We start from the raw sequence: 17,476 nt of genomic DNA, 5'->3' as shown, positions 1-17,476 counted from the left end.
CGTGGCGTTAGGCTCGCGCAGTGGAAACTCCGCTACGGCTAGAGGTCATTGTGGCCAGCACGCGCCCGGAGCGATTCGCTCCCGTGGTCGCCGACTGGTTCCTGCGCACGGTCCGGGCGAGCCCCGAATTCGATACCGGCGTTATCGATCTCATGACCATCCCGCTACCGACGGATCTGGTCGCGACCGCCGAGGTGACGGCCTACCGCCAGCGCTTGGCCGCGGCCGACGCCTTCGTCGCGATCACCTCCGAATACAACCACGGCTATCCGGCCTCCCTGAAAACCGCCTTCGACAACGCGAAACACGAATGGCGCGCCAAGCCCATCGGATTCGTCTCCTACGGCGGCCTCTCCGGCGGCCTGCGCGCCGTCGAACAACTGCGCCAGGTGGTCGCTGAAATCCACATGGTCTCCATCCGCGAAACCGTCAGCTTCCACCAGGCCAAGAAGCAATTCGACCGAGCAGGCAACACCCAGGACGGCGCCGCCATAGACGCCGCCCAACGCCTCATCCGCCAACTAGCCTGGTGGGCAAGAACTCTCCGCGAAGCCCGCGCCACCAACCCCTACCCCGGCTGATACCTCTCGGCAGTTCGGCCTTGCACTTCATGCGGGATATGGGGCCGCGGAAAGGGAATGCGCCCCTTTTCCGGCCCCGCACCGCAAACTCGGCGGCCGGGCCGCTCGACTTCGCGCGGACGGACACCGGCAGGTGCACACCCGTACCTGCTCGGACCTCTGTGTCGAGCCGCCTTCGGTAACTGTCCCGTCCGGCAATCGCGCTACTGCGGGCTGCCCGCCATTGCTCGGCGGCCGCGGGGGTGGCCGATGTAGGTGGCCTCGCGCGGAATGGAGACCAGCGTCAGGTCGACCTGGGCAGTGCCGGTGCGCAGCACGACATGGTTACCGATGGCGCCGGGCTGGTGGATCGACAGGTCCGGGCGGGTGGCGGGCCAGCCCATCGGGTCGCCGGTTACGTAGATCGTGGTGACACCGGCGTGCGGCGCGGGAGCCAGCACACCATCGACGACGGTCGCGGTGAATCCGGAATCGGACTGATGTGTTTCGACCGCGATCTGCAGCCGTTCGGGATTCCCGATGGTGGTCACCAGGTTCTCCCAGGCGTGCGCCCGATCGGTGCGGATCAGGATGCGCTCGCCGACGGCCAGCGCGCGGAACACCAACTGCTGAGCCAGGTACAGCTCACCGGCCAGGTAGACCGTCGAGATGCCGGTACCGACGATGCGGACCGCGACGCCCTGCCCCTCATCATCGGAGCCGATGAGCTGACCGCAGCCCGAGGACGGCAGGTGCAGCGCACCGATCACATCGATCGGATACTCGGTCACCGGAACGGCATCGTCGAGATCCGGAATGGCCAGCGGCAGATGCGCGAGCAGTCCGTCGCGCTGCCGCCCGTTCATCGAGATCAGGCCCCTGAGCTTGGTGCGCTCCGGCAGTTCCCGCGCGGTCAACCGCCAGGCCGCCCCGATGCTCACCGATTCGGCCGAACTACCGGGACGCAACCGCACCGCGACCGTCGTGCCGCGTGACGGCGCGACCCACAGCTGCGAGAGCAGATCCGAGCCGAGCCGCTTCGGGTCGACGGCGCCGCCGATATTCACGCTGTTGCCGACCTCGGCGTAGCGCCAGCGGTGGGTGAGCGTACGCGGGTCGAAGCCCTGCGTGACCTGCAGGACCGCCTTGCGGATCTCCGGTGCGGTCAGAATGCGGGCGCTGCAGTCGGCGTCCTCGAGGGTGCGCATAATGCGTTGTGTCGCAATGGTTACCGCACGCGAGGCGCCCTCGGCGCCACCGCCGCGCCGGGCCGCGGCCTCCGGGCAGGCGATCGCGTCGAAGCTGATCGCGAGCCAGACATTGCGGTGCGCGGTGGCGGGCAGCGGGCCGAGCAGCGATTCGTAGATCGTGCCCGCCGGTGTACCGGAGCGGCTGCGGTGACCGTGGCTGATGATGTCGATGCCGCTGAGCAGAATGTCGTGCTGGTTCAGGCATTTGGCCAGTTCGGGCAGCGGCAGCAGATGCGAGGCGTGCACGGTGGTGCGGGCGATCCGGGTCAGCCCGCCCTTGGGGGCCTGCACCTCGACCACCGTGACGACCCGGGTGCCGTCCCAGTACAACCCGAGCGAGCGTCCGTCGGGGCCGCGGAAGTCGACGGTGTCGCCGATCTGGTAGTCGCCGTGGGTCAGGTAGCGCCACCAGGTCGCGATCCAGTCCAGGATGGTGCGCTTCGCGATCGGGATCAGCGGCAGCCCTCCCACAACCACCGCGACGCCCAACGCGGGCCAGCCGCCCAGTCCGGCGAACAAGGCGAGCAATCCGGCCGCGAGTCCGATCACCTGCGCCAGCAGCAGGTTCCGCAGCGAGATGCGCCCGAGCAGCGGGCGTGGTCCCGCCCCGGCTTGTTCGGCCATCGTCATCCCCCAAGTACCCGGTATCGGCCGTTTCGGATCGGCCGAACTGAACAATAGTCCTCGGGAACTGTACTGTGTTCCGCGAACGCGAGCATTGTTCGGGGAGGGAAACATGCCTTCAAAACCCACTACACGCTGGCAGGTGAGCGGCTACCGCTTCCTGGTCCGCCGGATGGAACACGCACTGGTCCGCCGGGACGTGCGAATGTTGCACGATCCGATGCGATCCCAGTCCCGTGCCTACGCGGCCGGACTGATCATGGCGATTGTGGTGCTGGCCGGTTGCGGTGTACTCGCACTGCTGCGCCCGCAGGACAAGATCGGCAGCAGCAAGATTCTGATCGGCAAGGAATCCGGCGCGGTTTATGTGGTGATCAACGATGTGGTGCATCCGACGCTGAACCTCGCATCGGCCCGGCTGGCCGCGGGTTCGCCGGAAAAGGCCGTCATCGTCAAGGAATCCGAGATCGGCAAGAAGGCGCGCGGACAGCTGATCGGCATCCCCGGCGCGCCCTCCTCGCTGCGCTTCGACAAGGACGGCAAGGGTCGGATCTGGACCGTGTGCGACCAGTTGAAGGTCGACGGCAGTAAGGATTTCACCACTTCGGTGCTCGCCGGTGACCTCTCGCTCGGTGAGAAGGCCTCGGTCATGGGTAGGGACCGGGCGCTGCTGGTGCAGGGCAAGGACGCGACGTACCTGGTGTACGACAACAAGCGCGCCCGCGTGGACCTCAAGGAACGCGCCGTCACCGACGCGCTGAAGATCACCGGCGCGACGGCCCGACCGATCGGTGAGGGCCTGCTCAATACGATTCCCGAAGTGCTGAAGATCATTCCGCCCAATATCAATAACCCGGGCGGTTCGGTCAGCTACTCGGTCGGCGACCATCGGATCGGCGACGTGGTGCACGTGCCAGCTCAGCCCAACACGGAATATGTTGTGCTGCAGGATGGTCTGCAGCAGATCTCGTCGGTGACCGCCGAGATCATCCGTAACCGGTATCGCTCGACATCGAGCAATGACGTCATCGACCAGACGGATAAGACCTACGCGCCGGTGGCGAACACACTGCAGGTCAACACGTATCCGCAGACCGTGCCGTCCATCATCGACTACAAGGACCAGCCGATCAGCTGCCTGTCCTGGAAGCCACTGGCCGCCGCCGCGGACAACAAGGACGGCGGCAATCGCGCCGAGCTTTCGGTGCTGACCGGTGTCGCACTGCCGATTCCGGATAAGGCCAAACTGGTGCCGCTGGCCCAGGCGGACGGTTCCGGCCCCAATGCCGACTCGGTCTACATTGCTCCGGGTACCGGCGCATTCGTCCAGACCACCGGCATCGAACTGGACAGCCGCCGCAAGGACAGTAAGTTCTACATCGCCGACACCGGTGTCCGCTACGGCGTCAAGGATGCCGACGCCGAGAAGGCACTCGGCATGGATACCGATTCGGGCACGAAGGCCGAACCGGCACCGTGGCCGATCATCGGCCTGCTCGCGGCCGGTCCCAGCCTGGCCCGCGCGGACGCCATGGTCGCCCATGACGGTATCGCCGCGGACCCGTCACCGTCGAAATCACCTGTCGCCTCGGCAAATTGAGCGACTAGTCGGAACTGTCCCGCATCGCAGCCGCACGCAATTCGGCGACTTCGGCTCGCAGCGAGCGGATTTCGTCGATCAACACGGTGATCTCCCGGTCGGTGCGGTCGGCGGTTACCTCGACGTTCCGCAGCTGCTCCATTACCCAGCTGGTCGTGGTGCCGATGGCGAAGCTGATCAGGCCGATGCCGAGGGTCATCAGGATCAGCGCGATCAGGCGGCCGTGCACCGTCACCGGATACACGTCGCCGTAGCCGACGGTGGTCACCGACACCATCGACCACCACAGCGCGTCACCGAAGTTGTGAATCTTACTGTCGGGCGCGCCGTATTCGGCATCGAAGAACGCCAGACTGCACAGCACCAGCGTCAATGCCGAACTGGTGCCGACGAATATCGCCAGCCGAGCGCGGGTCACCCGATTCCGGTTGAGCGTGTCGAGCACCAGCAGGGCGGCCCGCAGCAGCCGCACCGGCCGAAACGGCGGCAACAATACGATCAGCAGTTCCAGCGGGTGGGTGCGCACGAACCGCCAGCGATCGGTCGACAGCCACATCCGGATGCCGAAGTCCGCGGCGAATACCGCCCAGATCAGGATGTCGACCCGTTCGAGCCAGGCATCCAACCGCGGTGAGGCACCGGTATCCAGCACATGCCAGGCGTAGACGCCGATGAACAGCACGGCCAACACCACCATCGGGATACCGGTCGCGTGTTCCCAGACTTGTCTACGGCTCGGTTGTCCGTCGTCGTGTTCTGCTGCGCGCGTCAGGACCATGGGAACTACCTGTATCGATCGGGTGCGACACCCTATGTACCGCCGTTTGCCATGACGACGCTACATATCGTCGGACTTGACCCCGAACCGGCGTCGGATCGGGAACGAGGCGAGGTAGCCGAGAACCAGTGCGGCGCCGATGATCCCGGTACCGATCAGCGCGACATTGCGGGCCCGGTTGTCCGCTGGCGGCGCCGGTGCGGGCACCGCGAGCTGGGCGCTTCTGGCCGGGCTCGGCCGTTTGGGCGGCAGCGGCGCACTGCTCACCTCATCGGTCAGCGCCGCGACCGGATCGACCGCGCCATAGCCGATGTACGGACTCCACCCCTCCGCGGGCGCGTGCGCGGTGGCCTGCATCCGCTTGATCACGTCCAGCGCGCTCAGCTCCGGAAAGCGGGCACGCACGAGCGCGACCACACCGGACACCAGTGGCGTCGCGAAGCTGGTGCCGCTCATCGCCTGTTGCTGCCCTTGCTGATTCACCGTGCCGGTTGCGGTGCCGGTACCGCGCGGGTCGAGCGAGACCATATTCTCGCCCGGCGCGGCCACACTCACCCACGGGCCGGGCACGGTGAACTTCGACGGCGCGCCATTGGAATCGATCGAGCCGACGGAGAGCACATAGTCGTCCCAGCGCGCCGGGCTCACATTGACCTTGACATTGCTCCACGGATCGGCAGACGGATTGAGCGGATCGATGATCTGCTGTTCGGTCTTGCAGGATCCGTCCTGGTTACCGGCGGCGACGACCACGACCACGTTCTTCTCCAGCGTTGCGTATCGCACTGCCGCACCGATGGATCCGTCGACGTCATTGGACGAGCCGCACCACACCTCGGAGATATTGATGACGCTGACGTTCGCGTCGGCCGCGCGTCGTATCGCCGAGGCCATGGTGGCCAGATTGCCGTAGCCCTCGGGCAGGTCGTCGGGATTGCGTTCCCTGGACCGGCCCTCCTTCTGATACATCTTGCTGGTCTGCCGGATCGTCATGATGCGCGCTTCCGGCGCGACACCCGAGAACCCCTGACCGTCCACCTTCGACGCGGCGATCAGGCCCGCGACGAAAGTGCCGTGCCCGTCGCAATCCTCGGTGCCATCGCCCGAATTCGCCACGAAGTCGCCACCGGGGATGAGTCCGGGCAATCGGGGATGGCGAGCCACGCCGGTGTCGATGACCGCGATGGTCTGGCCCTCGCCCTTGGAGAACCGCCACGCGCTGTCCAGACCGAGTGAGCGCTGTGCGGTGGGGATCGTCGCGCCCTCACCGCCGGATACGGTGTTCGAACAATCGGAATTCGCTGGCCGCTCGGTCTTTTCGGGCGGCGCCGCCGGGTCGCCGGCGGGCAGCAGACCCGGGTTCACCGTGGGCGGGTGGTCGGCGGACGCGGCGCCGGCGCCGAGCCCCAGCGACGCGCTCATGCCCAACGCCGCGACCGCAGCCGCGACGCGCAAATGCCGGTTCACAGCCCGCGCACGAGTGAGTAGAGCGAGGCCACCCAGAAAACCAGCGGCAGCACGGCGGCCACGAACGCGTACTCGAGCAGTTCCACGCCACGGCGCATCGGCGGTGTCGCGGACTGGTTCGGAATGATGATGCCGAGAATCAGCGCGGCGATCAGCACGACCATCGCCGCCCCGAAGACGGCCAGCGGCTGCTCCATACCGATGGCCACGCCGACCATCATGAGCAGCACGATCGATGCGCCGCCCGCGATCAGCACCACGGCCTGCTCCGCGCCCGCGTAGGTGCGACTGCGGAACATCAGCACCACCGCGGTCACCAGCGCAAGTGCGATACCGGGCCAATACGGATCGTCCGCACCGGGATCGGTGGCTGCCAGCGCACCCGCCACCGAGAGCAGCGTGGTAGCCGCGACCAGTCCGGCCAAGTACATCCTGGCCCGCTCCGATTTCGTCCGCAGCACATCCATGGTCGGCAGCGCGCGGTGATCGTCCGGATCGTCTTCGGTCGGATCGATCGGGGTGCCCGGGGACGGCACCGGCGGCAGCGGCAGGCTTGCCAGCAGCATCGAAACCCGCGGTGCGAGTGAAAGACCCGCGAGGCCGAGCGCGGCGACGGCCGCGCCGATGGCCTTCTCCGGCTGGTCGGTCAGCACGCCGACCAACCCGGACGGTACGGCGTACACCGCGAGCGTGGCAGCGCCGATGAACAGCGCGAGCCCGACTCCGGTGACCCGCCACGCGAGAATCGCGGTGGCACCGACCAATACCGAGCCGAGTAGCAGATGCGCCCAGCCGTAATCGTCTGGCACATAGAGCATTCCGGCGGTGAACGCGGCGGGCAGCGCACAGCCGCCGAGCACCAGCGCGGTCGAGGAGTCGCCGTACATTCTGCTGAGTACCATGCCCGCGACCACGAGCAGAATCGCCACGGTCAGCGCGAGCGAACCGCTCACCCAGCCCGGCAGCGCGTTCTTGGACAGCAGCAGACCTAGGCAGCCCACGATCATGGTGAGCGCGGCGAGCACCGAACCGGTGATCCGCGCGACCTTCGGTGTCCAGCTGCGATAGTGATCGGCATCGGCGATCGCGACGTTGTACATGATGTCGTCGAACAGCGGCGTCGGCGCGGTGTGTGAAGCGCTTTCCAGCATCAGCAATTCGCCGTCGCGCACGCCGTGCTCGCCGAGACTCAGCGAATTGGAGAACGGGGGATGGCCGATTCGGGCGAGCACCCATTCCGCGGGCTCGAAGCGCTCGCCCTCATTGTCGAAGTCATTGGTGCGGCTGTGTTGAGCGACCATATCGACGACACTCGGAATCACCAGCGCGACCGGCACATCGACCGGAATCGCCATATCCACCTGGGTGTGCTTCGCGAGAATCGTGACCCGCGCGAGGTCGGGTGCACGGACGATGCCGCGCGAGGATTCTTCGTCGATGTGGTCAAGTCGCGCGTGCGTCAAGCTTCCCCCAACTCGGTCTCTACCTCGTATTTCCGCGTCCCGTGAGCGAGGGGGCCGAGCTTGCGAACCCACCGTTCGGGCAGCAGAATGCTGGTCGAACTGTACGACATGTCAGCTGTGGCCTCTACACTGAGGCCGAAAAAGTGCAGCTTGCGAAGAGGGGGATCTCGTTCGATGAGTACCGTCCGGTTCCAGCGGCGTGCGCGTCGCGAGATGCCGCGCTCGCCCGGTGGCGAGGTCACGCTGCAGCCGCCGCCCGAAATCCCAAGGGTGACACCGGGCAGTCTGGTTTCGAAGCTGATGCCGGTCGTCATGGTCGTCGGCATGGTCGGCATGATGGCGCTGCTGTTCACTCAGGGCGGCAGCATCGCATCGAATCCGATGAGCATGATGTTCCCGATGATGATGGTCGTCTCCATGGTCGGCATGTTCGCCGGTCAGGGCGGCGGCAAGGGACAGAAGGCAGCCGAGGCGAACGAGGACCGCAAGGACTATCTGCGCTATCTCGACCAGGTCCGCAAGGATGTCGACCAGACCGCCGGCCAGCAGCGCGCCTCGGTCGAGTGGAGTCACCCGGAACCGGCCCTGATCTGGATGCTGGCGGGGACTTCCCGCATGTGGGAACGTCGGGCCGGGGACAAGGACTTCTGCCACGCCCGCATCGGCATCGGCGGACAGCGCCTGGCCACCCGTCTGGTCGCGCCGGAGACCGGTCCGGTCGAGGAATTGGAGCCGATCGCGGCGGTTTCGTTGCGCCGCTTCGTGCGCGCGCACTCCACGGTTCCGGATCTGCCGACCGCGATCGCGGTCAAGGGCTTCGCGACCATCGCACTCGACGGCGACCGCGCCGAGGCCCGCGATATGACCCGCGCAATGTTGTTGCAGCTGTGCATGTTCCAGGCGCCGGACCAGGTGCTCATTGCCATCGTCTGCGGCCCGGACACCGCCCGCGAATGGGCGTGGACCAAGTGGCTGCCGCACACCCAGCATCCGGACGCGCAGGACGGCATCGGCACCCAGCGCATGTTCTACGGCTCGATCCGCGAGGCCACCGCCGGCCTGCATCCGTTGCTGGCCAACCGTGTTCGCTACTCCCGCAACCAGCCCGCCAATGCCAACCTGGTGCATATCGTCATTGTCGTCGATGGCGGCCTGCTGGAGGCCGAAGAAGACCAACTTCGGGAATCCGGCTACGAGGGCGTCACCATTATCGACTTGTGCGGTTACGCACCGCGTTTGGCGGTTTCCCGCGGCATCAAGATGGTCGTCGAGAACGGTGAATGCGTCGGTCGCGGCGCCACCGGCAATCAGGAGCGGTTCGCGCTCATCGACCGGATCAGCCCGCAGCAGGCCCAGCAGGTCGCGCGCCGCCTCGCCCCGTATCGCGCCGCGACCCAGCGCAGCAGCGATGTCGAACACGACGACGCCGAAGTGATCTCGACCTGGACCCAGCTGATGAAGCTCGGCGATATCGGTACGTTCAATCCCGAACACGCCTGGCGCCCGCGCTACGGCCGTGAGCGGCTGCGCGTGCCCTTCGGTGTCGGCGCGGACGGTGCGCCCATCGAACTCGATATCAAGGAAGCCGCCGAGAGCGGTATGGGCCCGCACGGATTGTGCATCGGCGCAACCGGTTCCGGTAAGTCGGAATTCCTCCGCACCCTGGTGCTCAGCCTCTTGGCCACGCACTCACCGGACCAGTTGAACCTGGTGCTCGTCGACTTCAAGGGTGGCGCGACCTTCCTCGGTCTGGATGGTGTGCCACACGTCGCGGCCGTTATCACCAACCTCGAAGAGGAAGCCGACCTCGTCGACCGTATGCGTGACGCGCTGGCCGGTGAAATGAACCGCCGCCAGGAGGTGCTGCGCCAGGCGGGCAACTTCGCCAATGTCTCCGAATACGAGAAGGCTCGCGCCGCCGGTGCCGACCTCGACCCGCTGCCCGCACTGTTCGTGGTGCTCGACGAGTTCTCCGAATTGCTCACCCAGCATCCGGATTTCGCCGAACTGTTCGTCATGATCGGCCGCCTCGGTCGCTCGCTGCACGTGCACCTACTGCTCGCCTCGCAGCGCCTCGAAGAGGGCAAACTGAAGGGCCTGGAGAGCCACCTCTCCTACCGCATCGGTCTGAAGACCTTCTCCGCCAATGAATCCCGCCAGGTCCTCGGCGTTCCCGACGCCTACAACCTGCCCGGCATCCCCGGCGGTGGCTATCTCAAGTCCGACTCCGGCGAGATCCAGCGCTTCCAGGCCGCCTACGTCTCCGGCCCCTATGTCGGCGGCGGCTCCCAGCGCGAGGTCACCCAGGCCGGTGTTGCAGGCGGCGAAATCGACATCAAGGCACGCCCTTTCACCGCCACCCATGTCGACTTCCGTGCCATCGACCGCGTCCCGCTGCCGTCGGAGCCGACGCACGATCCGGAACCGCAGTCCGAAGACGGCGAACAGATCTCCAACCTCAATATGCTGGCCTCCCGCATCCGCGGCCACGGCCGCCCGGCCCACGAGATCTGGCTCCCGCCCCTGGACGAGGCGCCCACCCTCGACCAGCTCATCCCGCGCAGCGTGCTCACCGGCGAATACTCCGCCGTCGCCACCCTGCGCGCCCCCATGGGCATTGTCGACCGCCCCTACGACCAGCGCCGCGACCCCTTCGTCGTCGACCTGTCGGGTTCACGAGGCAATGTCGCAGTCGTCGGCGGTCCGCAGTCGGGTAAGTCGACCGCCCTGCGCACCATGATCATGGCGCTTTCCCTCACCCACACCGCCGAACAGGTGCAGTTCTACTGCCTCGATTTCGGTGGTGGCACCCTGGCCAGCCTGGAAGGGTTGCCGCATGTGGGTTCGGTGGCCAGCCGCTTGGACGAGGACAAGGTCCGTCGCACCATCGCCGAAATGACCACCATCGTCCGCCAGCGCGAGGCCCGCTTCCGCCAGCTCGGCATCGAATCGATGACCGAATTCCGCCGCCTGCGCGCCATGGACCCGGCCAGCAGCCCCGGCGCCACTGGCGCACACGAGGATCCGTTCGGCGACGTGTTCCTGGTGATCGACGGCTTCGGCTCCATCCGCCAGGACTTCGACCCCCTCGAACAGCCCATCATGAACCTCGCGGTCCAGGGCCTGTCCTACGGCGTGCACGTCGTCATCGCCCTGGCCCGCTGGGCCGAAGCCCGCCCCGCCCTCAAAGACCAGATCGGCACCCGCATCGAACTACGCCTCGGCGACCCGATGGACTCCGACCTGGGCCGCAAGTTCGCATCACTGGTCCCGCAGGGCCGCCCCGGTCGCGGTATGACGCCGGAGTGCCTGCACATGTTGACGGGTCTGCCGCGCATCGATGGCAGTGCCGCCCAGGAGAATCTCGGCCAGGCCGTCGCGGACGCGGTGTCGACCATCGCTCGACTGACGCCGGGCCGTCCCGCGCCCGCGGCGAGGATGCTGCCGGAGATGTTGCCACGGGAACAGTTGCTGCAGTTGGCTGGCAATTGGCCCGCGCAGGTCAACCCGGAAGCCAAGTGCATGCGAATTCCACTCGGCATCAACGAATCCGAGCTGGCACCGGTATACCTCGACTTCACCGAGAGCCCGCACTTCATCGTCATCGGTGACACCGAGAGCGGTAAGACCACCCTGCTGCGCTCGATCATCGAGGGCATCGCCGCCTCGAACACACCCGACCAGGCACGCTTCATCCTGGGCGACTACCGACGCACCATGCTGGGACTGGTACCGGACGGATATCTCGCCGGATACGGTTCCACCGCACCGCAATTCACCCAGAATATGGCCGATCTCGCCGCCTACGTGGCCCAGCGAACGCCGGGTACCGATGTCACTCCGCAGCAGCTGCGCGATCGCTCCTGGTGGCGCGGTCCGGAGCTGTACGTCATCGTCGACGACTACGACCTGGTCGCCTCCTCCAGCGGTAACCCGGTATCGGCGCTGTTGGAGCACCTTCCGCACGCCCGAGATCTCGGTTTCCATGTGATCATCGCGCGACGCTCCGGTGGTGCGAGCCGCGCACTGTACGAAGCGACGGTCGCGCGTATGAAGGATCTCGGTTCGGCCGCTCTGGTCATGAGCTGCAATAAGGACGAGGGCGTGTTGTTCGGTAACACCCGCCCCGGCATCAAACCGCCCGGGCGCGGTACCTACGTCACGCGCAATAGCGAGGGCCTGATCCAGCTGGCGTGGATGCCTCCGGCGGAATGATGCCAAGTGTCGATCTGGTGGTGACGGACACCCGCGTCTGGGCGCGCGGCCCGGCCACACATTGGGATGCGCCCCCGTCGATCGTGCTCGGTAGCAATGGGGATCTCGTTGTCGGAGAGCCTCTTACACCACCGACGCAGGTGAGTTCCGCGGTCCAGTACGTCGGCGCGGACCGGATAGCCTTGCTGCCGCGTATTCCGGCCATCGGCGAAGCGATGACCGCGGTGGTCGGCACGGTGCTGCGGAACCTCGGTGTTCCGATTCCGTGCGAACAGGTCACCGTCGTGTGCCCGACCGAATGGGGCGTGCGACGACGCGCGGTCATCGACGATGCCCTGCGTCGCTTCGCCACCGATATCCTGTTCGAGGACATGGCAATACGTGCCGTGGTCGCCGATGCGGGTGCCGCGCGCAGCAGGCGCACGGTCGTGTTGGAGTTCGGGCCGCTCTCGACCACCGCCACCGCCGTTGTGCGGAGCCACCAAGGCATTCACATCGAATCATGTGAACATGAACCGAATCTCGCGATATCCGATATTGCACCGGAAAGCAGTGGGTTCGACGAGCTGTCCGCACTCTTCGATCGTCTGCTCGGCGGTCAGCCCGCCGAGATGGTTCAGGCGGTAGGTGTTTCGGATCCGACGAAACTCGACCTCATCAGGTCGGTGGCGCAGCAGTTCTGCGGACCGAGCGTGGAACTGCGCACGATCACCGGAGCTGATCTGGTGCGCGGATCGCGACCGGGGCCGGAATACCAACCCGAGATCACGCCATTGCCGACGACGGAATGGATGCAGCCGCTGCGGCAGCGGGCCGCGGCCATGCAGCCCTCCGGTCGCAATACCAAAATGTATGTGCTGGTTGCCGTTGCCGCGGTCGCGGTGGTTGCCGCGGCTGCCATCGGTGCCGTGTTCGCATTCGGTGGCTCGGAAGACAAACCCACCGCGTCCGGACCGAGCACATCTGTGCCTGCGGGTCCGACGTCGCAGTCGACCGGTGTGCGGCCAGCGCCGACGACCACACCGAAGCCGGCATCGGAAACCGTTGGGCGCGTGGGCTTCCAGATACCGGCCGGGTGGCGATTCGCGCAGACACCTGACCCGAGCAAGTCTCGGGTCGATCTCGTCCCCTCGGACGGAACTCGGATGCGCATCACCGTGATCCAGACTCCAGTCGCCGCGGGCACCGGATACGAGCAGGTCGCGGCGAATCTCGACGCCCAGATGAAGCAGCGCCCGAGCGGCTCGGTCAGCGAGCTGAAGCGCGACGTCGTATTCGGCGGCAAATCAGGCCTGGCCTACATCGAACAGCCCGGCGACGGCTCAACCGTGAACTGGCATGTGTTGGTGGAGCACGGACTTCAGGTCAGCACGGGATGCCAGTACATCGGCGACTGGCCCTCGCTCGCCCAGACCTGCGAGCAGTTCGCAGCATCCATCCAGACGACGCCGTAATTCTCTTCTCTCGGTGGGACATCGTTCCGCATCCATACCTGTTGCGTTGTCCCACACAAACATTCGTGCCCCCAGCAGTTCGCCGGGGGCACGAATGGTCTGCGGGCGTATCTCAGAAGAGGCCAGCGAGGGCGGTGTCCGTGCCCTGAAGCTCGGAATTGCCCTTGTCGACGAGCTGGGCGGCGCCCTGCAGCGTCGTGTTCAGCTGAACGACGTGCTGGTTCCAGGTCGTCTGGTACTGGTCGAAGGCGTCCTTGGCCGCACCGCCCTGGGTGTCGAAGAAGGCCTTGACCTTCTTCTCGAACGCCTCGAGCTCGTTCCGGATGTTCTCGGCACGGTTGATGATCTGCCGGGCGCCGTCCGCAACGCCGTCGAAATTAGCGGAGATGGGCTTGCCACTGCTCATTATTCAAGCTCCTATGCTGCGTAGTTCTGGAATTTAGACCGCAGGCAGGTCGAGGCTGGAAACCTGCGCCTGCACCTTGGAGGCGAAATCATCGGTCTGATCGGAGAACGAGTTGCTCATCTTGAGCAGCTTCTCGGAGGTCTCCATCAGCTGGTCGTTCATCTTGTCGGCCTGGAAGTAGTAGCGCTCCATGAAGGCGTTGAACGCGTCGCGGGCCGCACCCTGCCAGTTGGCGCCGTTCGTCACGTTGTCTTCATCGGTCTTCAACTGCCTGATGGCGAGCATCAGGCTGTTGTGCTGCTCCTGGAACTCCTTCGCCTTTGCATTGATACCCTCGGTATCCGCAGCGAAATTCCCTGGTGAAGTCATCGCTTCTGCTCCTGGTTCTGGTTCTGGTCAACGTCCCAAGTGCTAGTTGACCTCTTCATATGGTTGGACGCGTCCTGGGCCCGTTCGGTTCCATCCAGTTCGAAAGAATCTGGTAGATCCACCGCGTCGCACGGGCGCTGTAGCGTTGTCGACCGGCCACATCACGGTCGGAGGGCCTCAGAGATCCCCCCGGATGTCTCGGACCGCAATGTCGTCGTTTCGGTCGCCACCAGCACACCGATCCCCTCCTTCCCCCTTCGCGGCCACCTGAACTGGCGAGTGGGCTGGCTGCGAACACCCTACCGAACAGCGCAGTGTCGCGTCTATAAGACGGATCCCAGTTCGACAGGAGCCATGAGGCACGCCCGATGCGCTACTTGACGACCTTGGCGATCGTCGGAACCATCTTGTCTACCAACGTGTCCTGGGATTGCCCGGTCCACACCTGAAAGGCCTGCACGGTCGAAGGATCGTCGACCACAACGATTTTCGCGTTGCTGGACAGAATGCCGCCCGGCAATCCGCGCAGGCCACCGTTTCCGGCTTGACTGTCGGTCCGCAGCACGATCACGACCTCGGAATCGACGTCGGTCGAATAACCAGAGGCCGACAGCGCACGCGGTGACTTCTCATCGCCGACGGCCTTGTATTTGGGGCTGTAGACAAAGCCGACATTCTGCAGGAACTTGGATTGCTCGCTGGGATTCAGCACCACCGAGAGAGTGGAGTTACCAAAATTGAACGCGGTGACCGTCTTCCCCGCGAATTGCGGATTGGCGTTGCGGGCTTCGGCCACCTTGTCGCCGCCACCGCCGGGCTCCGATCCGCCCTTGGTCAATAGGAAGGTTCCGGCCGCGATGGCGGCGACCACCACCACGGCGAGTGCGCCGGGTACCAGGAGGCGACGGGCGCGCGATCGTTCGGTGTGATTCCGCTTGGTCGCGATCAGGCTCTGGTCCGTATTCTCCCGCGGCATGAATCCGGTAGTGGAAGTGTGGGTTTGGGTGTTGTAGCCGGCGCCGGATCGATATGGATCCCCGACGACCGGCATCGGCATGGATGGATTCGAATAGCCCGCGACGGACATGCGGGCATCGGTCGCGTACCCGGCCTCCGGCGCGCGGAACTGCGTGCCATAGAGCGCTGCCTCTGCCGCTTGGGTGAACTCGCGGCAGGTCCCGTAGCGCTGCTCCGGGTCCTTGGCCATGACCTTTTCGATCACGGCGTCCAGTGCGGGCGGCAGACCGGGCCGGACCGCGCTCAGCTTCGGCGGCGGCTCGTGCAGATGCCCCATCATGACCACGGCGGGCATGGTCGACGGATACGGATTCTGACCGGTCAGCAGTTTGAAGAACGCGCAGCCGAGGCTATAGATATCGGCGCGGTGATCCAGGCTGGTTCCGACCAGCTGCTCGGGCGGGGCATAGGCGACGGTGGCCATGAAATTGCCTGTCGCCGTGAGATCTTGACCGTCCTCGGCGGACTTGGCCACACCGAAGTCGGTGAGCAGTACCCGCTCCTCGTCTCCTTCCTCGGCGGCGGAGAGCAAGAAATTGGCTGGCTTCACGTCGCGGTGCAGCAGCCCGCGCCGGTGCGCGTAGTCGAGTCCCTTGCCGACCTCGGACACGATGCGCAGTGCGCGCTGCGGCGTCATTACCGAGGGGCCCTTCTTGGCCTCGTCCGCGGCATCGACGCCGTCGATGTACTGCATGGCGATCCAGAGCTGACCGTTCTCCTCGCCGCGGTTGTAGACGGCGACGATATTCGGGTGGTCCAGTCCGGCAGCCAGATTCGCTTCGCGCTCGAACCGGGCGCGGAACTCGTCATCGGTGGACAGATCGGCGCTGAGAACTTTCAGTGCGTCGCGGCGGGGCAGGATCGGGTTCTGGGCCAGATACACCGTGCCCATGCCGCCGCTGCCGAGAACCTGAAGTACCCGGTAGCCCCCAATGATTGCGCCGGGCCGCAACGCCATTCGGTCCTCCTCGATGATGTCGAATGCCCGGATAAGCGAGCCTCCGCCAGAAATCTAGCAAGTCGTCGGTGGGTATTCGAGTCGCATCCGCACCGTTCTCAGCGACTCTGGAGCAGGGCATACTGTGCGGAGATCTTCTGGTGCAGATCCTGCAGCTGCTGGCCGAAGGCCTGCACGACGTACCGATCGACCTGGAACAGGCACCGATTTATCGCTCCCTTCGGATTCTGATCGGTCACTCCATCCGCGAAGCATTGGACATGGTCACCGAGCCCAGCGGGCGCGGCTGACGATTTCTGGTCGGACTTCGTCGGCTGCCATCTCGTCCACAGCCCCAGCGCATCCTGGAGCGTCTTGGTCCGGAAGACGACGGCATCCCCGAAGGACACCAGATCGACGCCGTGCTGCTCCAACTCCGGCAGTGTCTCCGGGCTGGCATTCATCAACGACACCGTGCCGCGACCACTGAAGAAACCATCGGGTTCCGCACGAATCGGCCGCTCCGGATTGCTGGGGATGGTGCGACCGAGCAAACCCTGTGGGTCGAGCGGAATATGCGAGAGTTCGCCCGCCGGAGTCGGCTGAAATTTGTCGAGCAATGGAAGCTGCACATCGAGCATCTTCTCGACCTGCGATGTCAACGCGGGCAGGTTCGGTGCGGAGGTGTCATCCACGACTTTGATGTAGATGACATACCGGTCGTGCACGGTCCACGAGCCGACGGAGGAGATATCCGGCCGCCAATGCGCGTAGGTATCCGGCTTGGCGATCGACACTGGCTGGTTGTCGTGGTTATAGGTGAAGTCGTCGTGCTCCAGCGTCGGTCCGACGGTGGATGCGGTCTGCGCGTCCGGGAACATCAGCACCGCGATATTCAGAGTCCGCCGTTTGTCTTCCGGCGCGCCGCCGGTCTGCCATGCATTCACCCAGCCCGCCACCAGGTCTTTGGCGACTTCATCGAAGGTGTCGTTGATGACGAGACGGCCGAGAGTCTTGCGGTTGAGCACGGTATGCGGCGCGGTGCTCCACGCATCTTCGACGTAGGAAGGATCGGCTTCGTAAGGCAGCGCAACGTAATCGGCCAGCCGTTGTGCCTCGCGCGTCCGGGCTTGCTTATCGCTCTTGGCATTACCCACCTGGCGCGGCTTGGTCTGGTAGTTGCCGACATCGAGCTTCGATACGTCGGGTTCTACGCGGACCGGCTGGCCGGTCACCTGGGCGCCACACCCTGACAACGCGGTCGTCAGCGCTGCGGCCGCGCACAGCGCCGCCACCCATCGAACGGCCGTCGGCTTCGTCGCGAGCTTCATGCCTC

General features: G+C 65.5%; 12 protein-coding genes. 4 read left to right on the top strand and 8 right to left on the bottom strand.

What is annotated here, in order from left to right:
* The first annotated feature begins 20 nt into the window (after positions 1–20).
* Entirely contained in the window at positions 21–581 is a 561-nt protein-coding gene (locus ABZ293_RS28250; RefSeq protein WP_355185493.1) for an NAD(P)H-dependent oxidoreductase, read from the top strand.
* 203 nt (positions 582–784) lie between these two features.
* Here the strand turns inward: ABZ293_RS28250 and eccE are convergent, their stop codons facing one another.
* Positions 785–2,434, bottom strand: coding sequence for a type VII secretion protein EccE (gene eccE, locus ABZ293_RS28245; RefSeq protein WP_355185491.1), 1,650 nt, complete (start codon positions 2,432–2,434; stop codon positions 785–787).
* A gap of 112 nt (positions 2,435–2,546) precedes the next feature.
* Here eccE and eccB point away from each other — a divergent pair, with 112 nt between their 5' ends.
* Positions 2,547–4,034, top strand: a complete 1,488-nt coding sequence (gene eccB / locus ABZ293_RS28240; RefSeq protein ID WP_355185490.1) for a type VII secretion protein EccB — start codon at positions 2,547–2,549, stop codon at positions 4,032–4,034.
* 4 nt (positions 4,035–4,038) lie between these two features.
* On the opposite strand, the gene ABZ293_RS28235 is transcribed toward eccB, so the two are convergent.
* From ABZ293_RS28235 to eccD, 3 genes are read right to left on the bottom strand one after another with little or no spacing between them, the layout of a single operon-like run.
* On the bottom strand, positions 4,039–4,812 hold the full coding sequence (locus tag ABZ293_RS28235; protein ID WP_354951774.1) for an ion channel: 774 nt from the start codon (positions 4,810–4,812) through the stop codon (positions 4,039–4,041).
* A 60-nt stretch (positions 4,813–4,872) separates the two neighbouring features.
* Positions 4,873–6,234 carry a type VII secretion-associated serine protease mycosin gene (gene mycP, locus ABZ293_RS28230; protein WP_355185488.1) on the bottom strand — a complete coding sequence of 454 codons (1,362 nt, stop codon included), beginning with the start codon at positions 6,232–6,234 and terminating at the stop codon, positions 4,873–4,875.
* 41 nt (positions 6,235–6,275) lie between these two features.
* Complete coding sequence (gene eccD, locus ABZ293_RS28225) at positions 6,276–7,742, bottom strand: type VII secretion integral membrane protein EccD (protein ID WP_355185486.1); 1,467 nt, start codon at positions 7,740–7,742, stop codon at positions 6,276–6,278.
* 174 nt (positions 7,743–7,916) lie between these two features.
* Between eccD and eccCa the strand changes: the two genes are divergently transcribed.
* Together eccCa and ABZ293_RS28215 are read left to right on the top strand one after the other, a co-directional pair.
* Positions 7,917–11,957, top strand: a complete 4,041-nt coding sequence (eccCa, locus tag ABZ293_RS28220) for a type VII secretion protein EccCa (protein WP_355185485.1) — start codon at positions 7,917–7,919, stop codon at positions 11,955–11,957.
* Positions 11,957–13,411, top strand: a complete 1,455-nt coding sequence (locus ABZ293_RS28215; RefSeq protein WP_355185483.1) for a type VII secretion-associated protein — start codon at positions 11,957–11,959, stop codon at positions 13,409–13,411. The genes eccCa and ABZ293_RS28215 overlap by 1 nt, the downstream gene beginning before the upstream one ends.
* 112 nt (positions 13,412–13,523) lie before the next feature.
* Here ABZ293_RS28215 and ABZ293_RS28210 read toward each other — a convergent pair whose 3' ends face one another.
* The 4 genes from ABZ293_RS28210 to ABZ293_RS28195 all read right to left on the bottom strand — a co-directional run bounded on the left by ABZ293_RS28210 (position 13,524) and on the right by ABZ293_RS28195 (position 17,471).
* Complete coding sequence (locus ABZ293_RS28210; RefSeq protein ID WP_354951764.1) at positions 13,524–13,817, bottom strand: WXG100 family type VII secretion target; 294 nt, start codon at positions 13,815–13,817, stop codon at positions 13,524–13,526.
* 33 nt (positions 13,818–13,850) lie between these two features.
* Positions 13,851–14,186: a WXG100 family type VII secretion target gene (locus ABZ293_RS28205; protein WP_354951762.1), complete on the bottom strand. Its 336-nt coding sequence runs from the start codon at positions 14,184–14,186 to the stop codon at positions 13,851–13,853.
* A 373-nt stretch (positions 14,187–14,559) separates the two neighbouring features.
* Entirely contained in the window at positions 14,560–16,161 is a 1,602-nt protein-coding gene (locus tag ABZ293_RS28200; protein WP_355185481.1) for a serine/threonine-protein kinase, read from the bottom strand.
* Positions 16,162–16,259: 98 nt separating this feature from the next.
* On the bottom strand, positions 16,260–17,471 hold the full coding sequence (locus ABZ293_RS28195) for a hypothetical protein (protein ID WP_355185479.1): 1,212 nt from the start codon (positions 17,469–17,471) through the stop codon (positions 16,260–16,262).
* Positions 17,472–17,476: the final 5 nt, after the last annotated feature.

This window comes from Nocardia sp. NPDC005998, assembly GCF_040614395.1.
GTDB lineage: Bacteria > Actinomycetota > Actinomycetes > Mycobacteriales > Mycobacteriaceae > Nocardia.
This window is presented reverse-complemented; position numbering and strand designations above follow the sequence as displayed.

What these genes read in the sequence shown, in the direction of transcription:
- eccE (WP_355185491.1), bottom strand. Translation starts at nt 2,434, where the DNA reads ATGGCCGAACAAGCCGGGGCGGGACCACGCCCGCTGCTCGGGCGCATC.
- eccB (WP_355185490.1), top strand. Translation starts at nt 2,547, where the DNA reads ATGCCTTCAAAACCCACTACACGCTGGCAGGTGAGCGGCTACCGCTTC.
- ABZ293_RS28235 (WP_354951774.1), bottom strand. Translation starts at nt 4,812, where the DNA reads ATGGTCCTGACGCGCGCAGCAGAACACGACGACGGACAACCGAGCCGT.
- mycP (WP_355185488.1), bottom strand. Translation starts at nt 6,234, where the DNA reads ATGAGCGCGTCGCTGGGGCTCGGCGCCGGCGCCGCGTCCGCCGACCAC.
- eccCa (WP_355185485.1), top strand. Translation starts at nt 7,917, where the DNA reads ATGAGTACCGTCCGGTTCCAGCGGCGTGCGCGTCGCGAGATGCCGCGC.
- ABZ293_RS28215 (WP_355185483.1), top strand. Translation starts at nt 11,957, where the DNA reads ATGCCAAGTGTCGATCTGGTGGTGACGGACACCCGCGTCTGGGCGCGC.
- ABZ293_RS28210 (WP_354951764.1), bottom strand. Translation starts at nt 13,817, where the DNA reads ATGAGCAGTGGCAAGCCCATCTCCGCTAATTTCGACGGCGTTGCGGAC.
- ABZ293_RS28205 (WP_354951762.1), bottom strand. Translation starts at nt 14,186, where the DNA reads ATGACTTCACCAGGGAATTTCGCTGCGGATACCGAGGGTATCAATGCA.
- ABZ293_RS28200 (WP_355185481.1), bottom strand. Translation starts at nt 16,161, where the DNA reads ATGGCGTTGCGGCCCGGCGCAATCATTGGGGGCTACCGGGTACTTCAG.
- ABZ293_RS28195 (WP_355185479.1), bottom strand. Translation starts at nt 17,471, where the DNA reads ATGAAGCTCGCGACGAAGCCGACGGCCGTTCGATGGGTGGCGGCGCTG.